The 24,620-nt window shown below is 67.8% G+C and carries 28 protein-coding genes; 16 read left to right on the top strand and 12 right to left on the bottom strand.

The features are described from left to right. Window positions 1-22: 22 nt before the first annotated feature. From ACSFBM_RS05410 to ACSFBM_RS05400, 3 genes are all read right to left on the bottom strand, one after another. Window positions 23-949 (bottom strand): lytic transglycosylase domain-containing protein, encoded by a 927-nt coding sequence (locus ACSFBM_RS05410; RefSeq protein ID WP_435483444.1) that lies wholly within the window; start codon window positions 947-949, stop codon window positions 23-25. Window positions 950-963: 14 nt separating this feature from the next. Next, window positions 964-2,961, bottom strand: coding sequence for a DNA topoisomerase IV subunit B (locus ACSFBM_RS05405; protein WP_435483443.1), 1,998 nt, complete (start codon window positions 2,959-2,961; stop codon window positions 964-966). 65 nt (window positions 2,962-3,026) lie between these two features. Next, window positions 3,027-3,923 (bottom strand): LysR family transcriptional regulator, encoded by an 897-nt coding sequence (locus ACSFBM_RS05400; RefSeq protein WP_435483442.1) that lies wholly within the window; start codon window positions 3,921-3,923, stop codon window positions 3,027-3,029. 90 nt (window positions 3,924-4,013) lie between these two features. On the opposite strand from ACSFBM_RS05400, the gene ACSFBM_RS05395 reads away from it, so the two are divergent. The 8 genes from ACSFBM_RS05395 to ACSFBM_RS05360 all read left to right on the top strand — a co-directional run bounded on the left by ACSFBM_RS05395 (window position 4,014) and on the right by ACSFBM_RS05360 (window position 11,502). Next, window positions 4,014-5,213: a serine hydrolase domain-containing protein gene (locus ACSFBM_RS05395; RefSeq protein WP_435483441.1), complete on the top strand. Its 1,200-nt coding sequence runs from the start codon at window positions 4,014-4,016 to the stop codon at window positions 5,211-5,213. Beyond that, window positions 5,206-6,414, top strand: coding sequence for an MFS transporter (locus tag ACSFBM_RS05390; protein WP_435483440.1), 1,209 nt, complete (start codon window positions 5,206-5,208; stop codon window positions 6,412-6,414). The genes ACSFBM_RS05395 and ACSFBM_RS05390 overlap by 8 nt, the downstream gene beginning before the upstream one ends. Window positions 6,415-6,522: 108 nt before the next feature. Next, on the top strand, window positions 6,523-7,746 hold the full coding sequence (locus tag ACSFBM_RS05385; protein WP_435483439.1) for an MFS transporter: 1,224 nt from the start codon (window positions 6,523-6,525) through the stop codon (window positions 7,744-7,746). Window positions 7,747-7,765: 19 nt separating this feature from the next. After that, window positions 7,766-7,906 (top strand): hypothetical protein, encoded by a 141-nt coding sequence (locus tag ACSFBM_RS05380; protein ID WP_435483438.1) that lies wholly within the window; start codon window positions 7,766-7,768, stop codon window positions 7,904-7,906. A 43-nt stretch (window positions 7,907-7,949) separates the two neighbouring features. Further along, entirely contained in the window at window positions 7,950-8,519 is a 570-nt protein-coding gene (locus tag ACSFBM_RS05375; RefSeq protein WP_435483437.1) for a class I SAM-dependent methyltransferase, read from the top strand. A gap of 78 nt (window positions 8,520-8,597) precedes the next feature. Continuing rightward, window positions 8,598-9,488: a 4-hydroxy-tetrahydrodipicolinate synthase gene (dapA, locus tag ACSFBM_RS05370; RefSeq protein ID WP_435483436.1), complete on the top strand. Its 891-nt coding sequence runs from the start codon at window positions 8,598-8,600 to the stop codon at window positions 9,486-9,488. A gap of 140 nt (window positions 9,489-9,628) precedes the next feature. Then, window positions 9,629-10,720, top strand: a complete 1,092-nt coding sequence (bamC, locus tag ACSFBM_RS05365) for an outer membrane protein assembly factor BamC (protein ID WP_435483435.1) — start codon at window positions 9,629-9,631, stop codon at window positions 10,718-10,720. 5 nt (window positions 10,721-10,725) lie between these two features. Beyond that, the gene (locus ACSFBM_RS05360; RefSeq protein ID WP_435483434.1) at window positions 10,726-11,502 is read left to right on the top strand and encodes an MBL fold metallo-hydrolase; all 777 of its coding nucleotides are present in this window, start codon (window positions 10,726-10,728) and stop codon (window positions 11,500-11,502) included. A gap of 68 nt (window positions 11,503-11,570) precedes the next feature. Here the strand turns inward: ACSFBM_RS05360 and ACSFBM_RS05355 are convergent, their stop codons facing one another. From ACSFBM_RS05355 to ACSFBM_RS05345, 3 genes are all read right to left on the bottom strand, one after another. Next, window positions 11,571-11,837, bottom strand: coding sequence for a hypothetical protein (locus ACSFBM_RS05355; RefSeq protein ID WP_435435692.1), 267 nt, complete (start codon window positions 11,835-11,837; stop codon window positions 11,571-11,573). A gap of 94 nt (window positions 11,838-11,931) precedes the next feature. Continuing rightward, window positions 11,932-12,432, bottom strand: coding sequence for a hypothetical protein (locus ACSFBM_RS05350; protein ID WP_435483433.1), 501 nt, complete (start codon window positions 12,430-12,432; stop codon window positions 11,932-11,934). Then, entirely contained in the window at window positions 12,422-13,564 is a 1,143-nt protein-coding gene (locus ACSFBM_RS05345) for a JmjC domain-containing protein (protein ID WP_435483432.1), read from the bottom strand. The genes ACSFBM_RS05350 and ACSFBM_RS05345 overlap by 11 nt, the downstream gene beginning before the upstream one ends. Before the next feature lie 14 nt (window positions 13,565-13,578). On the opposite strand from ACSFBM_RS05345, the gene ACSFBM_RS05340 reads away from it, so the two are divergent. Continuing rightward, window positions 13,579-14,103 (top strand): FKBP-type peptidyl-prolyl cis-trans isomerase, encoded by a 525-nt coding sequence (locus ACSFBM_RS05340; protein ID WP_435483431.1) that lies wholly within the window; start codon window positions 13,579-13,581, stop codon window positions 14,101-14,103. Window positions 14,104-14,166: 63 nt separating this feature from the next. Here ACSFBM_RS05340 and ACSFBM_RS05335 read toward each other — a convergent pair whose 3' ends face one another. From ACSFBM_RS05335 to coaBC, 4 genes are all read right to left on the bottom strand, one after another. Then, window positions 14,167-14,667 carry an outer membrane lipoprotein gene (locus tag ACSFBM_RS05335; protein WP_116908620.1) on the bottom strand — a complete coding sequence of 167 codons (501 nt, stop codon included), beginning with the start codon at window positions 14,665-14,667 and terminating at the stop codon, window positions 14,167-14,169. A gap of 181 nt (window positions 14,668-14,848) precedes the next feature. Next, the gene (gene dut, locus ACSFBM_RS05330; RefSeq protein ID WP_435435688.1) at window positions 14,849-15,295 is read right to left on the bottom strand and encodes a dUTP diphosphatase; all 447 of its coding nucleotides are present in this window, start codon (window positions 15,293-15,295) and stop codon (window positions 14,849-14,851) included. Beyond that, entirely contained in the window at window positions 15,296-15,757 is a 462-nt protein-coding gene (locus ACSFBM_RS05325; protein WP_435483430.1) for a hypothetical protein, read from the bottom strand. Beyond that, window positions 15,757-16,980, bottom strand: coding sequence for a bifunctional phosphopantothenoylcysteine decarboxylase/phosphopantothenate--cysteine ligase CoaBC (gene coaBC, locus ACSFBM_RS05320; RefSeq protein WP_435483429.1), 1,224 nt, complete (start codon window positions 16,978-16,980; stop codon window positions 15,757-15,759). Before coaBC ends, ACSFBM_RS05325 begins: the two co-directional genes overlap by 1 nt. A gap of 124 nt (window positions 16,981-17,104) precedes the next feature. On the opposite strand from coaBC, the gene ACSFBM_RS05315 reads away from it, so the two are divergent. Genes ACSFBM_RS05315 through ACSFBM_RS05285 form a run of 7 tightly spaced genes read left to right on the top strand, consistent with a single transcriptional unit; the run spans window position 17,105 to window position 23,031 of the window. Further along, on the top strand, window positions 17,105-18,787 hold the full coding sequence (locus tag ACSFBM_RS05315) for a CTP synthase (protein ID WP_435483428.1): 1,683 nt from the start codon (window positions 17,105-17,107) through the stop codon (window positions 18,785-18,787). Beyond that, a complete protein-coding gene (locus tag ACSFBM_RS05310; protein ID WP_435483427.1) occupies window positions 18,784-19,074 on the top strand; it encodes a DUF1330 domain-containing protein in 291 nt (96 codons plus the stop codon). Before ACSFBM_RS05315 ends, ACSFBM_RS05310 begins: the two co-directional genes overlap by 4 nt. Window positions 19,075-19,123: 49 nt before the next feature. After that, window positions 19,124-20,407: a phosphopyruvate hydratase gene (eno, locus tag ACSFBM_RS05305; RefSeq protein WP_435435683.1), complete on the top strand. Its 1,284-nt coding sequence runs from the start codon at window positions 19,124-19,126 to the stop codon at window positions 20,405-20,407. A 19-nt stretch (window positions 20,408-20,426) separates the two neighbouring features. Further along, complete coding sequence (locus ACSFBM_RS05300) at window positions 20,427-20,705, top strand: septum formation initiator family protein (protein ID WP_435435681.1); 279 nt, start codon at window positions 20,427-20,429, stop codon at window positions 20,703-20,705. 22 nt (window positions 20,706-20,727) lie between these two features. After that, window positions 20,728-21,360 carry a nicotinamide riboside transporter PnuC gene (pnuC, locus tag ACSFBM_RS05295; protein WP_435483426.1) on the top strand — a complete coding sequence of 211 codons (633 nt, stop codon included), beginning with the start codon at window positions 20,728-20,730 and terminating at the stop codon, window positions 21,358-21,360. Next, on the top strand, window positions 21,357-22,022 hold the full coding sequence (locus ACSFBM_RS05290; protein WP_435435679.1) for an AAA family ATPase: 666 nt from the start codon (window positions 21,357-21,359) through the stop codon (window positions 22,020-22,022). The genes pnuC and ACSFBM_RS05290 overlap by 4 nt, the downstream gene beginning before the upstream one ends. Window positions 22,023-22,074: 52 nt before the next feature. Next, window positions 22,075-23,031, top strand: coding sequence for a hypothetical protein (locus ACSFBM_RS05285; RefSeq protein WP_435483425.1), 957 nt, complete (start codon window positions 22,075-22,077; stop codon window positions 23,029-23,031). Between the two features lie 19 nt (window positions 23,032-23,050). On the opposite strand, the gene hslO is transcribed toward ACSFBM_RS05285, so the two are convergent. After that, a complete protein-coding gene (gene hslO / locus ACSFBM_RS05280) occupies window positions 23,051-24,058 on the bottom strand; it encodes an Hsp33 family molecular chaperone HslO (RefSeq protein ID WP_435483424.1) in 1,008 nt (335 codons plus the stop codon). Between the two features lie 37 nt (window positions 24,059-24,095). Next, entirely contained in the window at window positions 24,096-24,620 is a 525-nt protein-coding gene (locus ACSFBM_RS05275) for a gamma carbonic anhydrase family protein (protein ID WP_435435676.1), read from the bottom strand.

The following is a 24,620-nucleotide window of genomic DNA, read 5'->3' as shown; positions in this document are numbered from 1 at the left end:
CCGGAAGATTGCTGTTGCTTGTTTATTCGGTCATGGCCACCGAAGACGAGCCCGTCAGGGAGGAGACGGGCACTTCGGGCATGTAGGGAGAGGTAGGCACGGCGGACGGGTCGGGCAACGCGGGCAACGCGGGCAACTGCGTCGGCCGCTCGGGCGGCATGTTGCCGCGGCCGACGGCGCCGCCCATTTCCATGCGCACGCGCCCGGGCGACTTGCCGCCGACGGTGCCGGCGCCGCCGCTGCGCCCGGTGGCGCCGGGCTTGAGGTACGCATAGAGCTGCAGCACGGTCTGCACGTAGTTCTGCGTTTCCTTGTAGTTCGGAATCTTGTTGCCCGCGCGCTGCACGGCGCCCTCGCCCGCGTTGTAGGCGGCCAGGGCCAGCTCGATCTGCCCCGGGAACATGGCGATGAGGTCGCGCAGGTAGCGCGAGCCGGCGGCGATGTTGATGCGCGGGTCGAACAGCTTCTTCTCGATGGTCGTGCGCTTGTCCGCCGACACGCCGTAGCGCTGCGCGGTCGCGGGCATGAGCTGCATGAGGCCCATCGCGCCCTTGGGCGAGACGGCCTGCGCGTCGAAGCCCGATTCGGTGGCGATCAGCGCCTGCAGCAGTTCGTAGTCGATGTCGTGCTTGTTCGACGCATCGCGCAGCGCCGCCTTGGCGCTCTTGTAGCTGGGCGAGGCCTCGAACATGGCAAGCAGGGTCTGCGATGCGGGCGGCACCTTGCCGTCGAGCTTGCGGCCACTGCGCGCCAGCGGCGAAATGCCCTGGGCGGTGTCGAAGCTCTGACCGCCCCTGAAGAAGATCTGGTAGCGCTCGTCGATCTTCTCGGAGGCGAAGTGCGCCACGCCCTTGCTGTCGACGTAGCCGTAGATGTCAGCGGCGCGCGCGAACCCCTGCTGCATGCACAGCAAAAGGGCCAATAGCAACGAACGCTTGAAAGCTGACATGCGTGGTGGGAGGGTCAAACATCGATGTCGACGTCGTCGGCGCGCAATTCCATGAGCTCGCGCCGCGCCGCCGCTTCGCCCTTGCCCATGAGCTTGGTGATCTCGCCGTGGGTGGACGTGAAGTCGAACCGGCCCAATTGGACCTGCATCAGGCGCCGGGTGTCTGGATTGAGCGTGGTTTCCCACAATTGTTCCGCGCTCATTTCGCCCAGGCCCTTGAAGCGGCTGATGCTCCAGGCGCCTTCGCGCACGCCGTCCTTGCGCAGTTTGTCGAGCGTGGCGGTCAGTTCGCCCTCGTCCAGCGCGTAGACCTTGGAGGCCGGCTTCTTGCCGCGCGCGGGCGCGTCGACCCGGAACAGCGGCGGCTTTGCGACATACACGTGGCCGGTTTCGATGAGCTTCGGGAAGTGCCGGAAGAACAGGGTCAGCAGCAGCACCTGGATGTGCGAGCCGTCCACGTCGGCATCGCTCAGGATGCAGACCTTGCCGTAGCGCAGGCCGCTCATGTCGGGCGTGTCGTCGGGTCCGTGCGGGTCGACGCCGATGGCCACCGAGATGTCGTGGATTTCGTTGTTGGCGAACAGCCGGTCGCGCTCGACCTCCCAGGTGTTGAGCACCTTGCCGCGCAGCGGCAGGATGGCCTGGCTTTCCTTGTCGCGGCCCATCTTGGCGCTGCCGCCGGCGGAGTCGCCCTCGACCAGGAACACTTCGTTGTGGCTGATGTCCTTGCTCTCGCAATCGGTCAGCTTGCCCGGCAGCACGGCCACGCCGGAGCCCTTGCGCTTCTCGACCTTCTGGCCGGCGCGCTGGCGCGTCTGCGCGGCCTTGATGGCGAGTTCGGCGAGCCGCTTGCCGTAGTCGACGTGCTGGTTGAGCCACAGCTCGAGCGCGGGACGCACGAAGCTGGACACCAGGCGAACCGCGTCGCGCGAATTCAGCCGCTCCTTGATCTGGCCCTGGAACTGCGGGTCGAGCACCTTGGCGCTCAGCACGTACGAGGCGCGCGCGAACACGTCCTCGGGCAGCAGCTTCACGCCCTTGGGCAGCAGCGAATGCAGCTCGATGAAGCCCTTCACCGCGGTGAAGAGGCCGTCGCGCAGGCCGCTTTCGTGCGTGCCGCCGGCGCTGGTGGGAATCAGGTTGACGTAGCTCTCGCGCACCGGCTGGCCGTCTTCGGTGAAGGCCACGCACCAGTCGGCACCCTCGCCTTCGGCGAAGTTGTCGGCGTTCTTGTCGGCATGGCCAGCGCCTTCGAACAGCGGAATGACCGGATCGCCGTTGAGGGTCTGCATCAGGTAGTCGCTGAGGCCGCCCTTGTAGAGCCACTGCTGGCTTTCCTTGGTCTTCTCGTTGGTGAGCGTGACGCTCACGCCGGGCATCAGCACGGCCTTGCTGCGCAGCAGGTGCGTGAGCTCGGCCATGGGCAGCACCGCGGTCTCGAAGTACTTGGCGTCGGGCCAGGCGCGCACGGTGGTGCCCTGCTTGCGTTCGCCGGCTTCGAGCTTGCGGATCTCGAGCGCCTCGATCACGTCGCCGGCGCTGAAGGCCAGCTTGGCGGCCGAGCCTTCGCGGTGCGAGGTGACTTCGAGCCGCTTCGACAGCGCATTGGTCACCGACACGCCCACGCCGTGCAGGCCGCCCGAGAAGCTGTAGGCGCCGCCGGAGCCCTTGTCGAACTTGCCGCCGGCGTGCAGCCGGGTGAACACGAGTTCGACCACGGGGGCCTTTTCTTCGGGGTGCATGCCGAACGGAATGCCGCGGCCGTCGTCTTCGATGCTGACCGAGCCGTCGAGGTGCAGCGTGACCTTGATCTTCTTGCCGTAGCCCGCCAGCGCCTCGTCGGCGGCGTTGTCGAGCACTTCCTGAATGATGTGCAGCGGGTTGTCGGTGCGGGTGTACATGCCCGGGCGCTGCTTGACGGGCTCGAGGCCCTTGAGCACGCGGATGGAGCCTTCCGAGTAGCCGGAAGACGCGGACGATGAATTGGGGGGAGTCTTGGGGGGAGTCGCCATGGGGGCGGATTGTAGTCAGTGGCGGGGAAATAACTGGATACCCATACAGGAAACGTCCGGCCGCCTTATTCCTTGGGCATCGACAGATGGGCGCCCAGGAAGTCGATGAAGGCCCGCAGCTTGGGCGACGGATGCCGCCCCGAGGGCCACAGCACGCCCAGCCCGATGGTGTGGGGCCGCACCTGGTCGGCCAGCACGCTGCGCAGCCGCCCCGCGGCCAGCGCCTCGCGCACGCTGAAGTCCGGCAGGCAGGCGATGCCGCGGCCGCGCTGCGCGAAGCACAGGCGGGTCTCGATGTTGTTGCAGACCATGGAGACGGGCGGCCTGCACTCGCTGCCGTCGGGCAGCGGCAGAAGGGGCCACACCTCGACCTTGCCGGTGGCCGGATAGCGGTAGTGCAGGCAGGCGTGCGCGGCCAGCTCGGCGAGCGAGGTCGGGGTGCCGCGGCGCGCCAGATAGTCGGGCGAGGCCACGAGCAACTGCGAGAACGCGCCCAGCCGCCTTGCGGAGAGCCGCGAATCGGCCAGTTCGCCGGTGCGCACCACGGCGTCGAAGCCTTCCTCGATGACGTCGACCAGCCGGTCGCTGAAGTCGAGGTCGAGCTCGATGGCCGGGTGGTCGCGCATGAAGTCGGCCAGCACCGGCAGCACCAGCGAGCTGACCAGCGGCAGGCTCACGCGCAGCTTGCCGCGCGGCGCCCCGGACGACTGCGACAGCTCCTGCTCGGCGGCCTCGATCTCGGCCAGCACGCGGCGGCTGCGCGCCAGGAACAGCGTGCCTTCGGCGGTGAGCGTGATGCTGCGCGTGCTGCGGTGGAACAACCGCACGCCCAGCCGCTCTTCGAGCCGAGCCACGCGCTTGCCCACGGCGGACGCGGACACGCCGAGCGCGCGGCCGGCGGTGACGAAACTTCGCGTTTCGGCCACCTGGATGAAGACGGTGAAGCCACTGAGGCTGTCCATGCGAGGGCTCCATTGCGGACTTCAATGTCCGTATTGAGCGGAACTGTAGCCCCCTTTTTCGGGAGTCGGCTTGTTCCTATCGTTGGCGCCATGTCATTCGCCAACGAAATCTCCCCTTCCCTTTCATCCACGACGGCCGCCGGCTGGCGTGGCCCGGACCCGTCGCGCATCGATGCGGTCATCGACGGCGCGCTGGCCGACCTGCGGCTGGTCGGCGCGGTGGTGCTGGTCGCCCATGGCGGGCGCCTTGCACACCGGCGCGCAGCTGGCCTGGCGGACCGCGAGGCGGCCCGGCCGATGCGCGAGGACGCGCTGTTCCGGCTGGCCTCGGTGTCCAAGCCGATCGTGTCGACCGCCGCGATGGTGCTGGTGGGCCAGGGCCGGCTCGGGCTGGACGACCCGGTCACCCGCTGGCTGCCGGACTTTCGCCCGCGCCTGCCGGACGGGAGCGAGCCCGCCATCACGCTGCGGCAGCTACTGACGCACACCGCGGGCCTGGGCTACCGCTTCTTCGAGCCGACCGAAACCGGCCCATATGCACAGGCCGGCGTGTCCGACGGCATGGACCGCAGCGGCCACACGCTGGCCGAGAACCTGCGGCGCATCGCGCAGGTGCCGCTGCTGTACGCACCGGGCACGGCCTGGCTCTATTCGCTGGCCATCGACGTGCTCGGCGGGGTGGTCGAGTCGGCCAGCGATGCACCCCTGGGTGACGCGGTGCGCAGGCTTGTCACCGGACCGCTGGACATGCGGGACACCGGCTTCTTCGCCGCGCCGCACGACACCCGGCTGGTCACGCCCTATGTGAACGAGGCCGGCTCGGCGCCGCGGCGCATGGACGGCCCCACCGTCGCTACGCCCTTCGAAGGCGCCGTCGGCATCCGCTTCGATCCTTCGCGCGCCCTCGACGCCACAGCGTTCCCCTCGGGCGGTGCGGGCATGGTCGGCAGCGCGGGCGATTTTCTGCGGCTGCTCGAGACCCTGCGCGCCGGAGGCGCACCGCTGCTGCCGCAAGCACTGGTGAACGAGATGGGCAGCAACCACACAGGCGCCTGGGGTCCTGCGGACGCACCCGGCTACGGCTTCGGACTGGGCTTCTCGGTGCTGCACGACCCTGCGGCCGCCGCTTCGCCGGAGTCGGTGGGCACCTGGCGATGGGGCGGCGCGTATGGGCACGCGTGGTTCGTCGACCGCGCCCGCGAACTCAGCGTGGTGGCCTTCACCAACACGCTCTACGAAGGCATGTCGGGCCGCTTCGTGGCCGACCTGCGGGATGCCGTCTATGCATAAGCTTCACACCCCCCACCGCGCGGAGGCCAGGCTGCCTCTGCCGGGCCTGCTCGCACTGGCGGCGGCGGGCTTCATCACCGTCCTGACCGAGGCGATGCCGGCCGGCCTGTTGCCGCAAATCGGCGCGGGCCTGGACGTCACGCCCGCGCTGGTCGGCCAACTGGTGACCGTGTACGCCATCGGCTCGCTGGTGGCGGCGATTCCGCTGGTGGCCTTCACGCGCAGCTGGCGGCGCCGGCCGTTGCTGCTGACGGCCATCGGCGGCTTCGCGATCGTCAACACGGTGACCGCGCTGTCGCACGACTACGCGCTGACGCTGGTCGCGCGCTTTTTCGCCGGTGTGTTCGCGGGCCTGCTCTGGGCGCTGCTGGCCGGGCAGGCGGCCCGCATGGTGCCGCCGGCCATGCAGGGCCGGGCCATCGCCGTCGCCATGCTGGGCGCGCCGCTGGCGCTGTCGCTGGGCATTCCGGCCGGCACGCTGCTGGGCAACGGCGTGGGCTGGCGCCCGGCGTTCCTGATCATGTCGGCGCTCTCGGTGCTGCTGCTGGGCTGGGTGCGCTGGCAGGTGCCCGACTTTCCGGGGCAGGAGGCCGGCCGCCAGCAGAGCGTGCGGCGCGTGTTCCTGCTGCCGGGCGTGCGGCCGGTGCTGGCGGTGATGCTGGCCTTCGTGCTGGCGCACAACATCCTCTACACCTACATCGCGCCGTTCCTCGCGCACGCCGGGCTGGGCGAGCGGGTCGACCTGGCGCTGCTGGTGTTCGGCGCGGCCTCGCTGGCGGGCATCTGGGCGACGGGCTTGCTGATCGACCGCTGGCTGCGCGAGTTGGTCCTGGCCAGCACCGCGGGCTTCGGGCTGGCGGCGCTGCTGCTGGGCACGGTGACAGGGTCGCCGGCGGCGGTTTTCGTTGCCATGGGGGTTTGGGGCGTGGCCTTCGGCGGGGCCGCCACGCTGTTCCAGACCGCGTCGGCGCAGGCTGCGGGCGACGCGGCGGACGTGGCGCAGTCGATGGTGGTCACGGCGTGGAACATCGCCATCGCGGGGGGCGGGCTGATCGGCGGCGTGCTGCTGCAGAGCCGGGGCGCGGGTGTGCTGTCCTGGTCGCTGGTCGTGCTGCTGGTGCCGGCGCTGTGGCTGGCCTGGCGGGCCTGCGCGCATGGCTTTCCGCGCGCCCGGGCTGTCGCGGGCGCGACTGCGCATTGAGCCCGCGGTTTTGATGCACCGAGCGCATCGAAACGCCGCCGATAAATCATCAATGGCTTCGGCCGCCAGCTCACCTGCCACAGCCTGCAAGTCGCTACATTCGACGCCATGCAAGCGCCCGCCCCCACCCTCTCGATCAAGCAAGTCCTGTTCTGCGGGGCGATGATCGTCACGCTCTCGATGGGCATCCGCCACGGCTTCGGGCTGTGGCTGCAGCCCATCACGCAGGCCCAGGACTGGAGCCGCCAGACCTTCTCGTTCGCGTTGGCCATCCAGAACCTGTCGTGGGGCATCTTCGGGGTGTTCGCGGGCATGCTGGCCGACCGCTTCGGGGCGTTCCGGGTGCTGATCGGCGGTGCGGTGCTCTATGCGCTGGGCCTGTTCGGCATGGCGCATTCGCCTACGCCGCTGCTCTTCACGCTGAGCGCGGGCGTGCTGATCGGCGCGGCCCAGGCGGGCTCGACCTACGCGGTGATCTACGGGGTGATCGGGCGGCAGATTCCGCCCGAGCGGCGCTCCTGGGCCATGGGCGTGGCGGCGGCAGCCGGCTCGTTCGGGCAGTTCCTGATGGCGCCCATCGAAGGCCGGCTCATCGGCCACCTGGGCTGGCAGACCGCGCTGGCGGTGCTGGCGGTGCTGGTGCTGGTCATCGTTCCGCTGGCCTTCGGCCTGCGCGAACCCAGGACGGCGGCGCTGGCCGGACACCGCGAGCAGTCGGTGCTGCAGGCGGTCGGCGAGGCCTTCCGCTATCCGAGCTTCGGGCTGCTGATGGCGGGCTACTTCGTGTGCGGCTTCCAGCTGGCGTTCATCGGCATCCACATGCCGACCTACCTGCGCGACCGCGCGCTGCCGGCCGAGGTGGCGGGCTACGCGCTGGCGCTGATCGGGCTGTTCAACGTGTTCGGCACGTACACCGTCGGGCTGCTGGGGCAGACGCTGGCCAAGCGCAAGATCCTCGCGGCCATCTACTTCGCGCGGGCGGTGGCGATCGCGCTGTTCCTGCTGGCGCCGATCTCGCCGATGAGCGTGTATGTGTTCTCCGCGGCCATGGGCTTCCTGTGGCTGTCGACGGTGCCGGCCACCAACGCCATCGTGGCGGGCATCTTCGGCGTGGCACACCTGTCGATGCTCAGCGGCTTCGTGTTCCTGAGCCACCAGGTCGGCTCTTTCCTGGGCGTGTGGCTCGGCGGCTACCTGTACGACACCACGGGCAGCTACGACATCGTCTGGTACATCGCGATCGCACTGGGCGTGTTCGCCGCGCTGATCAACCTGCCGGTGAAGGAACACGCCATCGCGCGCGCCCCGCAGCCGGTGGGCGCCGCAGGCTGATTGCGTATAAAACGGGGCCATGGCACCACATCTGCGCCGACACCTCGCGAACGCCGGCTGGCTTGCCGCCGCGCTGGCGGTGCTGGGCGGCGTGTTCGCGATGTACGTGCACCCGGACTTCCTGGTGACGCTGGCCGACCAGATCTGGTCCTGTTTCTGAGCCTTCTACCCTTCTCACGCACGCTGGACGTGCGCAGCACGCTATGAAAGATATAGCACCTACGCACGCTTCGGCCACCCCCTCCGAATGGCTCGTGCGCTGGTCGCACCTGCTCGCACCCGGCACCACCGTGCTCGACGTGGCCTGCGGGTCCGGGCGGCACATGCAGTGGTTCGCCGGACGCGGGCATGCGGCGACCGGCGTCGACCGCTCGCCCGAGGCCCTGGCGGCGGCGGGCGCGTTCGGCGGCACGGTCATGGCGGACATCGAATCCGGCCCCTGGCCTTTCGCGGGCCAGGCCTTCGGCGCGGTGGTCGTCACCAATTACCTCTGGCGCGCGCGCATGGCCGACATCGTGGCCGCCGTGGCACCGGGCGGCGTGCTGCTGTACGAAACCTTTGCCGTGGGCAACGAAACCGTCGGCAAGCCCTCGCGGCCCGACTTCCTGCTGCAACCCGGCGAGCTGCTCGCGGCCTGCGAGGGCCTGCGCGTGGTGGCCTACGAAGACGGCTTCGTGGCCGAACCGGCGCGCTTCGTGCAGCGCATTGCGGCCGTTCGCCCCGCCGCACCCGGCGCAGGCCAACCGGTGCGCCACCTCCTGAAGGGAAACTGAGGGCGCCGCAGCAGCGGCCTGACAGGCTGCCGGAGTAAGTAGAATCGGCGCTTTCGTCCACCGACAAAGAGATTCCCCTTGGAGCAATTGACAGGCAGCATCGTTGCGCTCGTCACGCCGATGCACGACGACGGCAGTGTCGACTACCCCGCCCTGCGGCGGCTCATCGACTGGCACATCGAAGAAGGCACCGACTGCCTCGGCGTGGTCGGGACCACCGGCGAATCGCCGACGGTCGACGTCGAAGAGCACTGCGAAATCATTCGCGTGTCCGTCGAACAGGCCAAGGGCCGCGTGCCCGTGATGGCCGGTTGCGGCGCCAACTCGACCAAGGAAGCCATCGAGCTCGCCAAGTTCGCCAAGGGCGTGGGCGCCGATTCGCAGCTCCAGGTCGTGCCGTACTACAACAAGCCCACGCAAGAGGGCCAGTACCAGCACTTCAAGGCCATCGCCGAAGCCGTGGGCGACCTGCCCATCGTGATGTACAACGTGCCCGGGCGCACCGTGGCCGATATGGCGCACGACACCGTGCTTCGCCTCACGCAGGTGCCCGGCATCATCGGCATCAAGGAAGCCACCGGCAACATCGAGCGGGCCCAGTGGCTCATTCGCGACGTGCCGAAGACCTTCGCCGTCTACTCCGGCGACGACCCGACCGCGGTCGCGCTCATGCTCTGCGGCGGCCAGGGCAACATCAGCGTCACGGCCAACATCGCGCCGCGCAAGATGCACGAACTGTGCGTGGCCGCGCTGGCGGGCGACGTGAAGCGGGCCATGGAGATCCAGTTCGAGCTCATGCCGCTGCATCGCAACCTGTTCGTCGAGCCCAACCCGATTCCCCTGAAGTGGGCCATGGCCCGGCTCGCCCTGTGCGGTGGCACGCTGCGCCTGCCGCTCACCGAACTCGGTGAAGCCGCGCGCCCGGCCGTCGAAGGCGCCCTGCGCGCCACCGGCCTTCTCAAGGGTTGAGAGCGTCCTCCACACACCCCGGACCTGCCTTTTCCCCTGGCCGCAACAAGGTTACGCAACCTTTTGCCGGAACTGTGCTCAGAGATGGCGGGCGCTGCGGCCCATAGATTGACCGAACCATTCCAACAAGGAAGAAGACGTTGAAGAACCTTTCGCAACTTTCGCGATATGCATTGCTGGCCACCCTCGTTGCCAGCCTCGCCGCGTGCTCCGTCCTCGAGAGCGACAAGATCGACTACAAGAGCGCCGGCAAGGCCCCGACGCTCGAGGTCCCCCCCGACCTGTCGCAGCTCTCGCGCGACAACCGCTATGCAGTGCCCGGCGGCGCCGTCACCGCCAATGCATACCAGGCCGGCATCGCCAACGCACCGGGCGTGCCCACCGCAGTGAGCGCCCTCGGCGACGTGCGCATGGAGCGCGCGGGCACGCAGCGCTGGATCGTCGTCAACCGCGCGCCCGACCAGCTCTGGGACCCGGTGAAAGACTTCTGGCAGGAAAGCGGCTTCCTGCTGACCACCGAGCAGCGCAACCTGGGCATCATGGAAACCGACTGGGCCGAGAACCGCGCCAAGCTGCCGCAGGACATCATCCGCGGCACGCTGGGCAAGCTGGTCGATTCGGTCTACTCGACCGGCGAGCTCGACCGCTTCCGCACCCGCCTGGAGCGCACGCCCAACGGCACCGAGATCTTCATCAGCCACCGCGGCATGCAGGAGGTCTACAACAACTCGCGCCAGGACCAGACCGTGTGGCAGCCCCGCCCGAGCGATCCTGAACTCGAGACCGAATTCCTGCGCCGCCTGATGGTCAAGCTCGGCGTCTCGCAAGAGCAGTCGAAGATCCTCGCCGCCACCACCGCGCCGACCAAGACCGCCGTCATTGCCAAGGTCGGCAACCAGCCAGTGGTGCAGATCAGCGAAGGCTTCGACCGCGCATGGCGCCGCGTTGGCCTGGCACTCGACCGCACCGGCTTCACCGTGGAAGACCGCGACCGCAGCGCCGGCGTGTACTACGTGCGCTACGTGACGCCGAACCCCGACAAGAAGGAGCCCGGCTTCTTCGGCAAGTTGTTCAGCGGCTCGCCGAAGGACGAAGCACCCATCAAGTTCCGCATCTCGGTCAAGGGCCAGGGCGAAGCCACGACGGTGTCGGTGCTCAACGAAGCCGGCGCGCCGGAAACCTCGGCCAACGCCGAGCGCATCGTCAAGGTCATTGCAGACGACCTGAAGTAACCCGCATGCTCCGCTTCCGAAGCCTCGGCAGCGGCAGCACGGGCAATGCCGCGCTGGTCGAATCGACCAGCGCCGGCCGCACCTCCCGCCTCCTGGTCGACTGCGGCTTCGGCCTCAAGCAGCTCGACCTGCGGCTCGCGCAAGCGGGCCTCGTCGCCGGCGACATCGATGCGGTCTTCGTGACGCACGAGCACGGCGACCACATCGGCTGTGCCCATTCGCTGTCGCGGCGCAACCGCATTCCTGTCTGGATGAGCGAAGGCACGTGGCTCGCCACGGGCGGGCGCGACTTCGAAGGCCGGCTGAACATCGCGCGCGACGATGCCGAGTTTTCGGTCGGCGACATCGGCGTGCAGCCCTTCACCGTACCGCACGACGCGCGCGAGCCCCTGCAGCTGCGTTGCACCGACGGCAACCGCACGCTCGGCGTGCTCACCGACCTGGGGCATTCCACGGCCCATGTGCTGGCCAGGCTGGGCGGTGTGCATGCGTTGCTGCTGGAGTTCAACCACGACAGCGACCTGCTGGCCAACTCTGCGTATCCGTCCTTCCTGAAGCACCGTGTGGGCGGCAACTACGGCCACCTGTCGAACACGGCCGCCGCTGAAATCGCGCGTGCAGTGCTTCACGACGGCCTGCGGCATGTGGTGGCTGCACACCTGAGCGAGCAGAACAACCGGCCCGACATCGTGCGCCGCCTGATGGCCGATGCCCTGGGCGGCAACGAGTCCGAGATGCTCACCGCAACAGCCGCGGAAGGCTCGCCCTGGCTCGACGTGTGAGCTGAATCCGCACCACGAAAAAAAGCCGCCTCATGGCGGCTTTCTTCATGGCGAGTGCCAGGCAGTCGTTACTGCTTGGGCGCCTCGTTCTTCTTCGCAGCTTCGGTCGCGGCGTTCGCGGCATCGAGTGCCGACGAAGCGCCCGGTGCAGGCGCCATGGCGCCCGAATCGGTGGTGGGCGCGGTGGCCGGCGCGGCTGCCGGCGGTGCGGGTTCGGTCACTGGCGCAGGAGCCGGCGTCACAACCGCCGGCGCGGCGTCCTCCTTCTTTCCGCAGGCGGCAAGCGCGGCAGCGGCAATCAGCGAGGCAACCAGGACGGACGTTGACTTCTTCATGGAATCTCCTTTGGCGATGAATGTCTGGAACGAAAAAATTCTAGACCTGCATCACCGCTCGAATGTGTCTGGCGGCCGGATTCGCGGCATTGGCTTACAAGCCCAGCGTCGACGCTGAAAAGGCCGGCCGCCCGAGGCGCCAGCACTCGTCGATGGCCTCGCGCAAAGCGCGGCGCGACTGCGCGTCGGTGCCGCTCACGCCCCTGCTGCGCTCGGGGTCTATGCGATGCACGAACCAGGTGGGTGTCCAGATGGCGCTGGGCACCTCGGCGCCCGCGGCCTTGCCGGTCGCGCGGCATTCGACGATGTGGTCCCACATGCGGCGCCACGGGACGAAGCGGGCATGCGCGCGCTCCAGCACATCGAAGCGCTGTGCGAGCAGCACGAAGCGCCGCCCGCTGGCCGACCAGGCCTGCAAGGCCTCGATGCTCGCGCGCTCGCCCAGAGGCCAGTCCGAGAAATCGGGGTCGCTGAAGACGATTTCCTTCCAGCCTTGTTGCGCCGCGCAAGACAGTGCGCCGCGCAGGATGGCGTCGAAGGCCTCGCGGCCGTCGAAACGGCCGTCGGCCAGCGAATGAGTTTCGTCAGTCGGCATGAAGCCAACCTGACTCGCACCACTCGCCCAGCAACCCGCGCGCGCCTTCGCTCGCGCGGGCCAGTTCGCGCGGCCCGAGTTCGCGCTGGTCGGCCAGTCGGCGCATCAGCGTGGCGTCGGCACCGCCTGCGCGAAAACTCTCGCCGTTGATGTAGATGTGCCGCGTGTCGTAGAGCATGCGCGTGCGGCGGTCGAGCGCCACACGCTGCGTGGCATCGGGCAACTCGCCGCCTTCATCGAACCACACGTTGGCCTTGGGCTCGGTGAGCGATTCGCCGAGCGCGCGCTCGACGGCATCGGGGTCGCGCAGCGCGGTCTCGACGGCCTTGCGCGCAAAGGCCTGCAACGCGACGGGCATGCGAGCCGGCGCATCGACGGCGGGCTGCGTCGGATCGCGGTAGCGGGCCAGTTCGGCGGGCCCGGCGTCTTCAAGGTCTTCAGAGTAGGCCTGCGCCATGCGGGACAGCAGGTCGGCCCCCATCTCGCCCACCGCGGACGAGCGCAGCCCGATGGAGCACGTCATGCAGTCGTCGCCCACGGCCACGCCGTCGTGGGCGTACTTGGGCGGCAGGTACAGCATGTCGCCGGGCTCCAGCACGAAGGTCTGCTCCGGCTCGAAGTTCTGCAGGATCTTCAGCGGCACACCGGGCTGCAGGCTCAGGTCGCCCTGCTTGCCGATGGACCACTTGCGGCGCCCCTGCGCCTGCAGCAGGAACACGTCGTAACTGTCGAAATGCGCGCCGACGCCGCCGGTGTCGCTCGCATAGCTGATCATCAGGTCGTCCAGGCGGGCGTCGGGCAGAAAGCGGAACTGCCGCAGCAGCTCGTGCACGCCCTCGTGATGCAGGTCCACGCCCTGCACGAGCAGTGTCCAGGCGGGCTGTTTCAGGGGGGGCAAGGCGCGGCGGGCAAGCGGCCCGTGCTTGAGCGACCAGCCGGACTTGCCATGCCGAATCAGGCGCGACTCGACCTCCTCGCGCTCGGCCAGCGCAAACAGCGCATGACGCTCGATCGGTGGCACCATGTCGGGAATCGCCTGGCGAACGAGCAAGGGTTTTTTCTGCCAGTACCGCCGCATGAACTGCGCGGCGCTCAGGCCGCCGAGCAACGGCAGCGGTTGTGTAATCTCCATGGGAGAATTCTGCAATGGAAATCTCTGAACAATGCGTGGTCGGCTTGACCTGGACCATGAAAGACACGCTCGGCGACGTGCTGGACGTGCTGGACGAACCGGTGGACTTTCTGGTCGGCGGCGACGATCTCTTCGACGTGATCGAGGCGGCCCTGCAGGGCCATGAGCCCGGCGCCCGGGTGCAGCTGCAGGTCGAACCCGAGCAGGGCTTCGGCGACTTCAACGACCAGCTGCTCTTTCTGGAGCCCCGCTCGCTGTTTCCCGCGGACACGGAAGAAGGCATGACCTTCGACGGCTCCGCCCTGCCCAAGGGCGTGAGCGACACCATTCCGAAGGACACGATCTACACGGTGGCCGAAATCTACCCCGACCACCTGGTGCTGGACGGCAACCATCCGCTGGCGGGCATTGCGATCCGGCTCGACATCACGGTGCGCTCGGTGCGCGAAGCCTCCGAAGAGGAAATCGGCCGTGGTTCGGCGGGCACAGGCTTCTTCAAGGTGGCGCCCATGGCGCCGGGCAACCAGACGCTGCACTGAGGCCTGGGCAACCCAGCAAAAAGCCGGGCGTGCCCGGCTTTTTCGCGTCTCGAAGAACGAGGGCTACATGCGCGAGATCTGGCCGTTGTCGATGCGCACGCGGTCGCCGATGCGCAGGTCGCCCGGGCTCTGCACGTCGAAGGCGCGGTAGCCGCCGCGGTCGGTCTGCACCGACACGCGATAGGTTTCATAGGCGCGCGGCCCGTTCTGCTGTGCCTCGATGGTGTTGCCCAACAGGGCACCACCCACGATGCCCAGCGCGGTGGCCGCGGCACGGCCGTTGCCGCGCCCGAACTGGTTGCCCACCACGCCACCGATGACACCGCCTGCCACGGCGCCGCCGCCGCTCGTGCCGGTACCCGCGGTTTCGCTGCGCAACACCTCGATGTTGGCGACGTGGCCGTATTCGACGTAGGAAGCTTCCTGGTACTGGATCGCCCGCGGGGGCGCCTGGTACGGGTAGCGCGAGGTCTGGTAGACCGGCGCGGGGGCCACGCACGCCGTGAGCGTGGCAACGGCCAGCACGGAAGCAGTGACGGAAACGAAGCGCATTGAGATCTTCATGTTGGGAGGCTCCTCGGATAGAACGGTGCACAAAAATGCACTTGCGTGTGACTAACGCCGCAGCCGCTGCCGCGATGACGCAAAACACACACTGAAACCTTCGAGGCGCGCGGGCCTCGGCAGTTCCGTTCTTTACCGCTCGGACACTCAGGTCCCCTTAAGGATCGGATCCCCAAAAGGCTCAGTGCTTGCCTGTGGAGCCGTAGCCGCCCTCGCCGCGTTGCGTAGGTGCAAATTCTGTGACCACCCGAAACTGCGCCTGCACCACCGGCACGATCACCAACTGCGCCAGCCGTTCCATCGGCTCCAGCACGAAGGGCGTGTCGCTGCGGTTCCACGCGCTGATCTTCAGCTCGCCCTGGTAGTCGCTGTCGATCAGGCCCACGAGGTTGCCCAGCACGATGCCATGCTTGTGGCCCAGGCCCGAGCGCGGCAGGATCAGCGCGGCATAGGCCGGGTCGGCCAGGTGGATCGCAATGCCGGTGCCCACCAGCTGCCAACCGTTGGGCGCCAGGGTAATGGGCGCATCAAGGCACGCCCGCAGGTCGAGGCCGGCGCTTCCGGGGGTGGCATACGCGGGCAATTGATCCACCATGCGCGGATCGAGGATACGGACGTCGACTTTCACTTACTTGCTGCCTTGCTTGTGTTGCTGTTCTCTTTGCTTGCGGGCCGCGTCCTCGAGCACCTGCTGCCACTTGGCAATGCCCGGGGTGAGCTTCACGCCCTTCAATTTGCTGCCGAACCAGACCGCCACGCCCAGCAGCAGGACCAGCGCACTGAAGGGCACGCCGATCGACCACAGCACCAGGAACACCAGCGCGCCCACGCCGCCCAGCACCTTGAGCGTCGTCGGGTCGAAGGTGCCAGGCTGGGACCTGGCCACTTCGCCGCTGGACGCGTCACCGCGCTGCTGCATGGCGGCCGTCACGGGACCGGGCTGGTTGGGCAAGGTCGTGATGCCGACGTCGAGCCCCGGCTCGCCCTCCTTGGCCGCGCGCTTGGGGAGCAGCGCCTGCGCCGACAGCCGCTCGACATAGCGGGCGAAGTCGCCGTTGGGCGGCGTGTTCCATTGGGGATTCAGGTTCATCAGACCCTCCAGTCGGTAAGTCGTGCGGCAATTTCGGTCATGAGTTCGCGCGCCAGCGTGAGCTTGGGCGCGCGGGGGAGCTCGCGCACGCCGTGGGCGTCCACCAGCAGCAACGCGTTGTCGTCTTGTCCGAAAGTCAGCGGGCCGATGTTGCCGACCAGCAGCGGAATGCCCTTGCGCTGGCGCTTGGCCTTGGCATGTTCGATGAGGTTTTCGCTTTCGGCGGCAAAGCCCACACAGAAAAGTTGCTTCGCCTGGGCCCGCTCGCTGCGTGCCACGGTCAGCAGGATGTCGGCGTTCTCGACGAAGTCGAGTACCGGCGTCTTGCCGCTGCCGTCTTTCTTGATCTTCTGGTCGCTGTGCGTTGCAGGCCGCCAGTCGGCCACTGCCGCCGTTGCTACGAAAATGCTAGCAAACTCCGCAGCACGGACGGTCGCATCGAGCATGTCCTGTGCCGAAATCACGTCGACGCGCGTCACGCCGCGTGGGGTCGGCAGGTGCACCGGCCCGGCCACCAGCGTGACCTCGGCGCCCGCCTCGCGGGCCGCGCGGGCAATGGCAAAGCCCATCTTGCCGGACGAATGGTTGGTGATGCCGCGAATCGGGTCCAGCGCCTCGAAGGTCGGGCCCGCGGTCACCAGCATCTTCTGCCCCGCCAGCAGCTTGGGGCTGAAGAAGGCGGTGATGTCCTCGAGCAGTTGCGCCGGCTCGAGCATGCGCCCGTCCCCGGTTTCGCCGCAGGCCTGCCAGCCGCTGCCCACGCCCAGCACGTTGGCGCCATCGGCCGCCACCTGCATCAGGTTGCGCTGGGTGGCGGGATGGGCCCACATCTCGCGGTTCATGGCGGGTGCGATCAGGAGCGGAATGCGCTGCGTGGGGCGCGCCAGGCACATCAGGCTGAGCAGGTCGTCCGAGCGGCCCTGCACCAGCCGCGCGATGAAGTCTGCACTGCAGGGCGCCAGCACGATCGCATCGGCCTCGCGGCTCAGGTTGATGTGCGGCATGTTGTTGGGTTCGCGGGTGTCCCACTGCGAGGTGTAGACGGTGCGCCCGGAGAGCGCCTGCATGGTCACCGGGGTGATGAACTGTTCGGCCGCCTCGGTCATCACGACCTGGACCGTGGCCCCGGCCTTCACGAACAGGCGGCACAGTTCGGCCGATTTGTAGCAGGCGATGCCGCCCGTGAGGCCCAGGACGATGTGTTTGCCGGCGAGATCTTGCATGGGCCGTATTGTTGCGCATAGGCCATGAAGCTTCGCGCAACAAGCCCTCGGCCCGAAGTGTCGCGAAGGGCACATCTATAATCGCAATTTCCCACTGCCCGGATTCATCACGTCCGGAACTGGCATGACCAAATTTGTCTTCGTCACCGGTGGTGTCGTCTCTTCCCTTGGCAAGGGAATCGCCTCCGCCTCGCTCGCCGCGATCCTCGAATCGCGCGGCCTCCAAGTCACCCTCATCAAGCTCGATCCGTACATCAATGTCGACCCCGGCACGATGTCGCCCTTCCAGCATGGCGAAGTGTTCGTCACCGATGACGGCGCCGAGACCGACCTCGACCTCGGCCACTACGAGCGCTTCATCAACACGCGCATGCGCAAGGCCAACAACTTCACGACCGGCCAGATCTACAAGAGCGTGCTCGAGAAGGAACGCCGCGGCGACTACCTCGGCAAGACGGTACAGGTGATTCCGCACATCACCAACGAGATCCAGGAATACATCAAGCGCGGTGCCGGTATCGGCACCTCGCACGAAGTGGACGTGGCCATCGTCGAAATCGGCGGCACGGTCGGCGACATCGAGTCGCTGCCCTTCCTCGAAGCCGTGCGCCAGATGAGCCTGCGCAACGGCCCGAACAACTCGGCCTTCGTGCACCTGAGCTACGTGCCCTGGATCGCCGCCGCCGGCGAGCTCAAGACCAAGCCCACCCAGCACACCGCCAAGGAACTGCGCGCCATCGGCATCCAGGCCGACGTGCTCCTGTGCCGCGCCGATCGCCCGATTCCCGACGACGAGCGCGCCAAGATCTCGCTGTTCTCGAACGTGCCCGAGTGGGGCGTCATCTCGATGTGGGACGTGGACACCATCTACAAGGTGCCCCGCATGCTGCACGAGCAAGGCCTGGACGGCCTGATCTGCGACAAGCTGCGCATCAACACCCCGCCGGCCAAGCTGCAGCGCTGGGACGACCTGGTGTACGAGGTCGAGCATCCGCAAAAGGAAGTGTCGATCGCCATGGTCGGCAAGTACGTCGACCTGTCGGACAGCTACAAGTCGCTCAACGAGGCGCTGCGCCACGCCGGCATGAAGAACCATGCGCGCGTGAAGATCGACTACATCGACTCCGAGACCATCTCGACGCAGGACGTCTCGCGCCTGGCCAAGTACGACGCCATCCTGGTGCCCGGCGGCTTCGGCCAGCGCGGTGTCGAGGGCAAGATCTCGGCTGCGCGCTTCGCCCGCGAAGGCAAGGTGCCCTACCTCGGCATCTGCCTGGGCATGCAGGTGGCCACCATCGAATACGCCCGCCACGTGGCCGGCCTCAAGAACGCCAACAGCACCGAGTTCGACCCCGAGACGCCCACCCCCGTGATCGCGCTGATCACCGAGTGGAAGGACGCCGACGGCACCGTGAAGACGCGCGACGAGAAGTCCGACCTCGGCGGCACCATGCGCCTGGGCGCGCAAAGCTCCGACGTCACGCCCGGCACGCTGGCGCACAGCATCTACGGCGACGTGGTCACCGAGCGCCATCGCCACCGCTACGAAGCCAACGTCAACTACCTCGACGAGCTGCGCAAAGCCGGCCTCGTGATCTCCGCGCTCACGCAGCGCGAGCACCTGACCGAAATCGTCGAGCTGCCGCAGGACGTGCACCCCTGGTTCATGGGCGTGCAGTTCCACCCCGAGTTCAAGTCGACCCCGTGGGGCGGCCACCCGCTGTTCAACGCCTTCATCAAGGCGGCGCTGGAGCACAAGGACAAGAGCGCGGGCAGCACCGGCAAGTCGCTGAAGGCCGTGGCATGAGCAGCGGCTACGTCATTGCCCATGTCGAGGTGACCAACCCGGCGCAGTACGAGGACTACAAGAAGTGGTCGAGCGTTGCCATGCAGGCGCACGGCGCCGAAGTGTGCGTGCGCGGCGGCCAGGTGCAGCCGCTGGAAGGCGACTGGCAGCCCACGCGCGTGGTCGTGCTCAAGTTCGCCAGCTTCGAGCAGGCCAAGGCCTTCTACGAAACGCCCGAGTACCTCAAGGCGCGCGAAGCGCGTGCCGGCGCCGCAATCATGAACATGATCGCCGTCGAGGGCCTCTGAGCCCCGTTCATTTATTCGCCCAAAGAGAACCAAAAGAGAAAGACAAAAGATGAGTGCAATCGTTGACATCGTCGGCCGCGAAATTCTCGACAGCCGAGGCAACCCCACCGTCGAGTGCGACGTGCTGCTCGAGTCGGGCACCATGGGCCGCGCGGCCGTGCCCTCGGGCGCATCGACCGGTTCGCGCGAAGCCATCGAGCTGCGCGACGGCGACAAGAGCCGCTACCTCGGCAAGGGCGTGCTGAAGGCGGTGGAGAACATCAACACCGAGATCTCGGAGTCGGTGCTCGGCCTGGACGCGAGCGAACAGGCCTTCCTCGATCGCACGATGATCGACCTGGACGGCACCGACAACAAGGCCCGCCTGGGCGCCAACGCCACCCTGGCCGTCTCGATGGCCGTGGCCCGCGCCGCGGCCGAAGAGTCGGGCCTGCCGCTGTACCGCTACTTCGGCGGCATGGGCGGCATGCAGCTGCCGGTGCCGATGATGAACGTCATCAACGGCGGCGCGCACGCCAACAACAGCCTCGACCTGCAGGAGTTCATGATCATTCCCGTGGGCGCCAAGAGCTTCCGCGAGGCCGTGCGCTACGGCGCCGAAGTGTTCCACGCGCTCAAGAAGATCCTGGGCGACCGCGGCATCAGCACGGCGGTGGGCGACGAAGGCGGCTTCGCCCCCAGCGTCGAAAGCCATGAAGCGGCGATCCAGCTGATCCTCGAAGCGATCGACAAGGCCGGCTACACCGCTGGCGAGCAGATCGCCCTGGGCCTGGACTGCGCGGCCAGCGAGTTCTACAAGGACGGCAAGTACGTGCTGTCGGGCGAAAACCTCTCGCTGTCGGCCGAGAGCTGGACCGACATGCTGGCGACCTGGGTCGACAAGTACCCGATCATCAGCATCGAAGACGGCATGCACGAAGGCGACTGGGACGGCTGGAAGCACCTGACCGAACGCCTGGGCAAGCGCGTGCAGCTGGTGGGCGACGACCTGTTCGTCACCAACACCAAGATCCTGCAAGAGGGCATCGACAAGGGCATCGCCAACTCGATCCTGATCAAGATCAACCAGATCGGCACGCTGACCGAAACCTTCGCCGCCATCGAGATGGCCAAGCGCGCGGGCTACACGGCCGTCATTTCGCACCGCTCGGGCGAAACCGAGGACAGCACCATCGCCGACATCGCGGTGGGCACCAACGCCGGCCAGATCAAGACCGGCTCGCTGTCGCGTTCGGACCGCATCGCCAAGTACAACCAGCTGCTGCGCATCGAAGAAGACCTGGGCGACATCGCCGTGTACCCCGGCCGCGGCGCGTTCTACAACCTGAAGTAACGCCAGGACGCCACGCGGCATGCGCGCCCGCCTCGTTCCACCGATCATCCTGCTGCTCCTGCTGTCCATCCTGCAGTGGCAGTTGTGGAACGGGCGCGGCAGCGTGCGCGACGTGGGCCAGCTGCGCACCAAGCTGTCCGACCAGAAGGAAGCCAACGCCAAGGCCGCGCTGACCAACGAGCGCCTGAACTCCGAGGTCAACGACCTCAAGGACGGCCTCGAGATGGTCGAAGAACGCGCGCGCGCGGAACTCGGCATGGTCAAGCCGAACGAAGTGTTCGTACAGATCGCGCACTGACCCTTCAATCTTTCGCCCGCTGATGACCGAGCTTCTCTCGGCCCCCGTTTTTTTGTTGTGGGGCTCCCCCGTCAGCTGGCTCGAATTCGTCGCCGCCCTGCTGGCACTCGCCATGGTCGGCTGTAACATGCGCGAGATCCACTGGGGCTGGCCGCTGGCCATCGTCAGTTCGCTGCTCTACGTGGCCGTGTTCGCCAAGGCACGCATCTACGGCGACGCATCGCTGCAGGTCTTCTTCGCTTTCGTCGCCTTGTGGGGCTGGGCGCAATGGCTGCGCGGCCACCGCGCCGACGGCAGCGCGCTGCATGTCAGCCGGCTCTCGCCACGCGGCATCGCCCTCACCCTGGCCGCCTGCGCCTTCGCATGGCCGGCGGTCGCCCTCTTCCTGATCTTTTTCACCGACACCGACGTGCCCTGGTGGGACGGCTTCGCCACCGGGCTGAGCCTGGTCGGGCAGTTCCTGCTCGGGCGCAAGTTCATCGAGAACTGGCTGATCTGGCTGGCAGTGAACGTGGTGAGCGTGGGGCTCTTCATCCACAAAGGCCTGTGGCTCACCGTGGGCCTGTACGCGGTGTTCGCGGTGCTCAGCGTGGCCGGCTACCTGGCGTGGCGGCAACGCATGCCGGGCGCGGCGACCCAGGCGGTGCGCCCATGACGCCAAGCCTGCCGACCGGCTGCGTCATCGCGCTCGTGGGTGCCGAGAGCACCGGCAAGACCGAACTGGCGCGCGCCCTTGCGCAGCGCCTGCAGGAGCGCGGCACACCGACCACGCTCGTGAGCGAGTACCTGCGCGAGTGGTGCGAGCGCGAAGGCCGCACGCCGCGCCCCGACGAGCAGCAGGCCATCGCCGATGAACAGACCCGCCGCATCGACGCCGCGGCCGCCTTGGGCGTGGTGGTGGCCGACACCACAGCGCTCATGACGGCGGTCTACAGCGAGCAATTGTTCGCCGACACCACGCTGTACGACGGCGCGCTGGCGGCACAGCGGCGTTATGCCATCACCCTGCTCACCGCGCTCGACCTGCCCTGGGTGGCCGACGACATGCGCGACGGCCCGCACGCGCGCCAGCCGACCGACACGCTGGTGCGCGCCGCGCTCACCGGCGCCAGGCTGTCGTTTGCCGTGGTGCACGGCACGGGCGGCGAGCGGCTGGCCAGCGCATGGAACGCCATCAATTCGATCGCCGGCAACGAGGGCCGCGCGCGAGGCCGGCTCGACGCGAAGCCCGCCTCGTGGTCATGGCCTTGCGAGAAGTGTTCCGACCCGCAATGCGAACATAAGCTCTTCAGCGACCTGATTGCGCGCCGCGACTAGCACCCCGGCTGTCGCGCCGCATCGCGCCCGTGCCCCTTTCACCGGAGACCCGATGCACCTTTCGACCGCCGCTTTCGCCGCCCTGCTGCTGGCATCCGCCCCCGCCCTCGCCCTCGCTGCCCCCGTCGCCGCCACCGTCGAGAACGGCACCACCACCACCGCCTGCGCCGAGGAAGACAACGTCTCCCTCACCCTGCGCGGCGAGGGCATCCGCCGCATGCGCATCGAGGCGCTGCAGCCCGACTACCTCGACAAGATCGGCAACGACGTCACGGCACCCGACTTCTCGGGCTGCAACTTCGACGGCGGCGCGCACCCTACCGACCCGGCCCATCGCTTCAGGAAGCGCACCGTGGTGCTGATGGACAACGCCCAGTGGCGCATCGTCGGCATGACGCTTCCGACCTTCTGGCGCGCACAGCGCGTGCCCGTGCAGGTGGGCAAGCGCAAGGACAGCGGCTTTCACCTGCTGCAGGTGTTCAAGAAGGAGAACGGCAAGGCGCTCGAGGCCATCGTGCTCTATCCGTCCGACGGTTACTGGCGCCTGAAGCCGCTGCCCGACGCGCGCTTCGGCGACGGCGTGTACGGCTCGTCGTTCCTGCTGGGGCCGGTCGAGGCGGCGGCGCGGCCGGTGGTGAACATCGCATCGATCCGCATCGTGCCCCGGCCGCTGGCCATTCATGTGCGCTTCACGGACGGCGGGAGCGCCGTGGCCCGTGTCGACGAAATCAGCCGCACGCGCACCGTGCTCGACGTGACGCTCTCCAAGCCCACCGCCAGCGCCCAGCCCTTCGCGGTGCTGCGCTCGATGTACGTGACGCCTGACAACGCCGACGTGAGCGAGGTGCGCTGGCAGGCATCGCCGCAAGCCGAGCCGCAGGTGCTGCCATTGCCAGAGGTGAAGACCTTGCAGGCCACGCAGGTGCGCTTCGGGCGCAGCCTGCCGTCCAAGCACAACACCAGCGCGCCGGACATTGCGTTCGGCGGGTTCGACGACGCGCCGCGCTGAGGTTGAAGGCGCCCGCCTTCTACTGAACGATCGGGCTGCCCGGAATCTGGTCGGTCGGCGGCCTGAAGATCTGCGCCGCATCGACCGCGTCGAAGCGGTACTGCTTGCCGCAGAAGTCGCAGCCCACCTCGATGTCGCCGCGCTCGGCGAGGATGCTGTCGGCCTCCTCCACGCCCAGGCCGCGAATCATCTGCGCCACGCGCTCGCGCCCGCAGGTGCACGCGAAGTGGGGGCCCAGCAGGCCGGCCTGCGGCTCGAAGCGCAGCAGCTTTTCTTCCCAGAACAGGCGGCGAAGAATGGTCTCGATGTCCAGCGTCAGCAGCTCGTCGCGCGTCAGGCTGGACGCGAGGATCGAGATGCGGTTGTAGTCCTCGTTCAGGCCGATCTGGTCTTCGTTGGCCTGGTCGTGGTCTCTTTGGGACGTGCCCGACGTGCCTTCCAGGTTGCCCTCGCCCTTCACCGGCAGGCGCTGGATCAGCAGGCCCGCGGCCACCTTGTCGTCGGCCGCGAGCACCAGCGTGGTGTCGAGCTGCTCGCTTTGCAGCATGTAGTGCTGCAGCACGTCGCTGAGCTTGCCCAGCTTCTCGCCCTCGTCGCCGAAGAGCGGCACCACGCCCTGGTAGGGCGTGACACCGGGGAGCTTGTCCTTGGGGTCGAGCGTGATCGCGCAGCGGCCCTTGTTGTTCACGTTGACCATGTCGGGCAGCCGCGCATCGGCCGGCAGGTCTCCGATGACCTTGGCGGTGGCGCGCAGGCTCAGGTCGGGCTTGGCCTCGGCCACGGCCACCTTCACCGGGCCGTCGCCGAAGATCTGCAGGATCAGCGCGCCGTTGAACTTGATGTTCGACTGCATCAGCGTGGCAGCGGCCGCCATCTCGCCCAGCAGCTCGGCCACGGGCGGCGGGTAGGGACCGGTGGAGGTGTTGGAGGCGCGCCGCGCAAGGATCTCCTGCCACGCATCCGTCAGGCGCACGATCATGCCGCGCACCGGCAGGCCATCGAACAGGAATTTGTGCAGCTCGCTCAAAACGTTTTCTTTCTGTGTGTGCCTGCAACCGAACCGGTCAGGCGATCTTTTTAAGGCCCTTCGCGAAGCGATGGGCGTTTTCCACGTAGTGCTCCGCGCTCTGGCGCAGGCGGGCAGCCGCCGCGTCGTCCAGGGTGCGCACCACCTTGGCCGGCGAGCCGATGATGAGGGAGTTGTCGGGAAACTCCTTGCCCTCGGTCACGACGCTGCCGGCGCCAACGATCGAGTTGCGGCCGATCTTCGCGTTATTCAAGATCACGGCCTGGATGCCGATCAGCGAGTTGTCGCCCACCGTGCAGCCGTGCAGCATCACCTGGTGGCCCACGGTGACGTTGTCGCCGATGGTCAGCGGGCAGCCGACGTCGGCATGCAGCACCGACAGGTCCTGGACGTTGCTGTTGCGCCCGATGGTCAGCGTCTCGGTGTCCCCGCGCAGCACGGCGCCGAACCACACGCTCGCGTTGTCCGCCAGCCTGACGTTGCCCATGACCTGCGCACTGTCGGCCACCCATGCACCTTCGCCCAGTTGGGGAGCCACGCCGTCGAGTTCGTAGAGCGCCAT

The sequence above is a fragment of the Variovorax pasteuri genome (genome assembly GCF_051216435.1).
GTDB lineage: Bacteria > Pseudomonadota > Gammaproteobacteria > Burkholderiales > Burkholderiaceae_C > Variovorax.
Note: the sequence above shows the minus strand (reverse complement) of the source record. Positions and strands in the feature narration are given on the sequence as shown.

What these genes read in the sequence shown, in the direction of transcription:
- ACSFBM_RS05410 (WP_435483444.1), bottom strand. Translation starts at nt 949, where the DNA reads ATGTCAGCTTTCAAGCGTTCGTTGCTATTGGCCCTTTTGCTGTGCATG.
- ACSFBM_RS05405 (WP_435483443.1), bottom strand. Translation starts at nt 2,961, where the DNA reads ATGGCGACTCCCCCCAAGACTCCCCCCAATTCATCGTCCGCGTCTTCC.
- ACSFBM_RS05400 (WP_435483442.1), bottom strand. Translation starts at nt 3,923, where the DNA reads ATGGACAGCCTCAGTGGCTTCACCGTCTTCATCCAGGTGGCCGAAACG.
- ACSFBM_RS05395 (WP_435483441.1), top strand. Translation starts at nt 4,014, where the DNA reads ATGTCATTCGCCAACGAAATCTCCCCTTCCCTTTCATCCACGACGGCC.
- ACSFBM_RS05390 (WP_435483440.1), top strand. Translation starts at nt 5,206, where the DNA reads ATGCATAAGCTTCACACCCCCCACCGCGCGGAGGCCAGGCTGCCTCTG.
- ACSFBM_RS05385 (WP_435483439.1), top strand. Translation starts at nt 6,523, where the DNA reads ATGCAAGCGCCCGCCCCCACCCTCTCGATCAAGCAAGTCCTGTTCTGC.
- ACSFBM_RS05380 (WP_435483438.1), top strand. Translation starts at nt 7,766, where the DNA reads ATGGCACCACATCTGCGCCGACACCTCGCGAACGCCGGCTGGCTTGCC.
- ACSFBM_RS05375 (WP_435483437.1), top strand. Translation starts at nt 7,950, where the DNA reads ATGAAAGATATAGCACCTACGCACGCTTCGGCCACCCCCTCCGAATGG.
- ACSFBM_RS05360 (WP_435483434.1), top strand. Translation starts at nt 10,726, where the DNA reads ATGCTCCGCTTCCGAAGCCTCGGCAGCGGCAGCACGGGCAATGCCGCG.
- ACSFBM_RS05355 (WP_435435692.1), bottom strand. Translation starts at nt 11,837, where the DNA reads ATGAAGAAGTCAACGTCCGTCCTGGTTGCCTCGCTGATTGCCGCTGCC.
- ACSFBM_RS05350 (WP_435483433.1), bottom strand. Translation starts at nt 12,432, where the DNA reads ATGCCGACTGACGAAACTCATTCGCTGGCCGACGGCCGTTTCGACGGC.
- ACSFBM_RS05345 (WP_435483432.1), bottom strand. Translation starts at nt 13,564, where the DNA reads ATGGAGATTACACAACCGCTGCCGTTGCTCGGCGGCCTGAGCGCCGCG.
- ACSFBM_RS05340 (WP_435483431.1), top strand. Translation starts at nt 13,579, where the DNA reads ATGGAAATCTCTGAACAATGCGTGGTCGGCTTGACCTGGACCATGAAA.
- ACSFBM_RS05335 (WP_116908620.1), bottom strand. Translation starts at nt 14,667, where the DNA reads ATGAAGATCTCAATGCGCTTCGTTTCCGTCACTGCTTCCGTGCTGGCC.
- ACSFBM_RS05325 (WP_435483430.1), bottom strand. Translation starts at nt 15,757, where the DNA reads ATGAACCTGAATCCCCAATGGAACACGCCGCCCAACGGCGACTTCGCC.
- coaBC (WP_435483429.1), bottom strand. Translation starts at nt 16,980, where the DNA reads ATGCAAGATCTCGCCGGCAAACACATCGTCCTGGGCCTCACGGGCGGC.
- ACSFBM_RS05315 (WP_435483428.1), top strand. Translation starts at nt 17,105, where the DNA reads ATGACCAAATTTGTCTTCGTCACCGGTGGTGTCGTCTCTTCCCTTGGC.
- ACSFBM_RS05310 (WP_435483427.1), top strand. Translation starts at nt 18,784, where the DNA reads ATGAGCAGCGGCTACGTCATTGCCCATGTCGAGGTGACCAACCCGGCG.
- eno (WP_435435683.1), top strand. Translation starts at nt 19,124, where the DNA reads ATGAGTGCAATCGTTGACATCGTCGGCCGCGAAATTCTCGACAGCCGA.
- ACSFBM_RS05300 (WP_435435681.1), top strand. Translation starts at nt 20,427, where the DNA reads ATGCGCGCCCGCCTCGTTCCACCGATCATCCTGCTGCTCCTGCTGTCC.
- pnuC (WP_435483426.1), top strand. Translation starts at nt 20,728, where the DNA reads ATGACCGAGCTTCTCTCGGCCCCCGTTTTTTTGTTGTGGGGCTCCCCC.
- ACSFBM_RS05290 (WP_435435679.1), top strand. Translation starts at nt 21,357, where the DNA reads ATGACGCCAAGCCTGCCGACCGGCTGCGTCATCGCGCTCGTGGGTGCC.
- ACSFBM_RS05285 (WP_435483425.1), top strand. Translation starts at nt 22,075, where the DNA reads ATGCACCTTTCGACCGCCGCTTTCGCCGCCCTGCTGCTGGCATCCGCC.
- ACSFBM_RS05275 (WP_435435676.1), bottom strand. Translation starts at nt 24,620, where the DNA reads ATGGCGCTCTACGAACTCGACGGCGTGGCTCCCCAACTGGGCGAAGGT.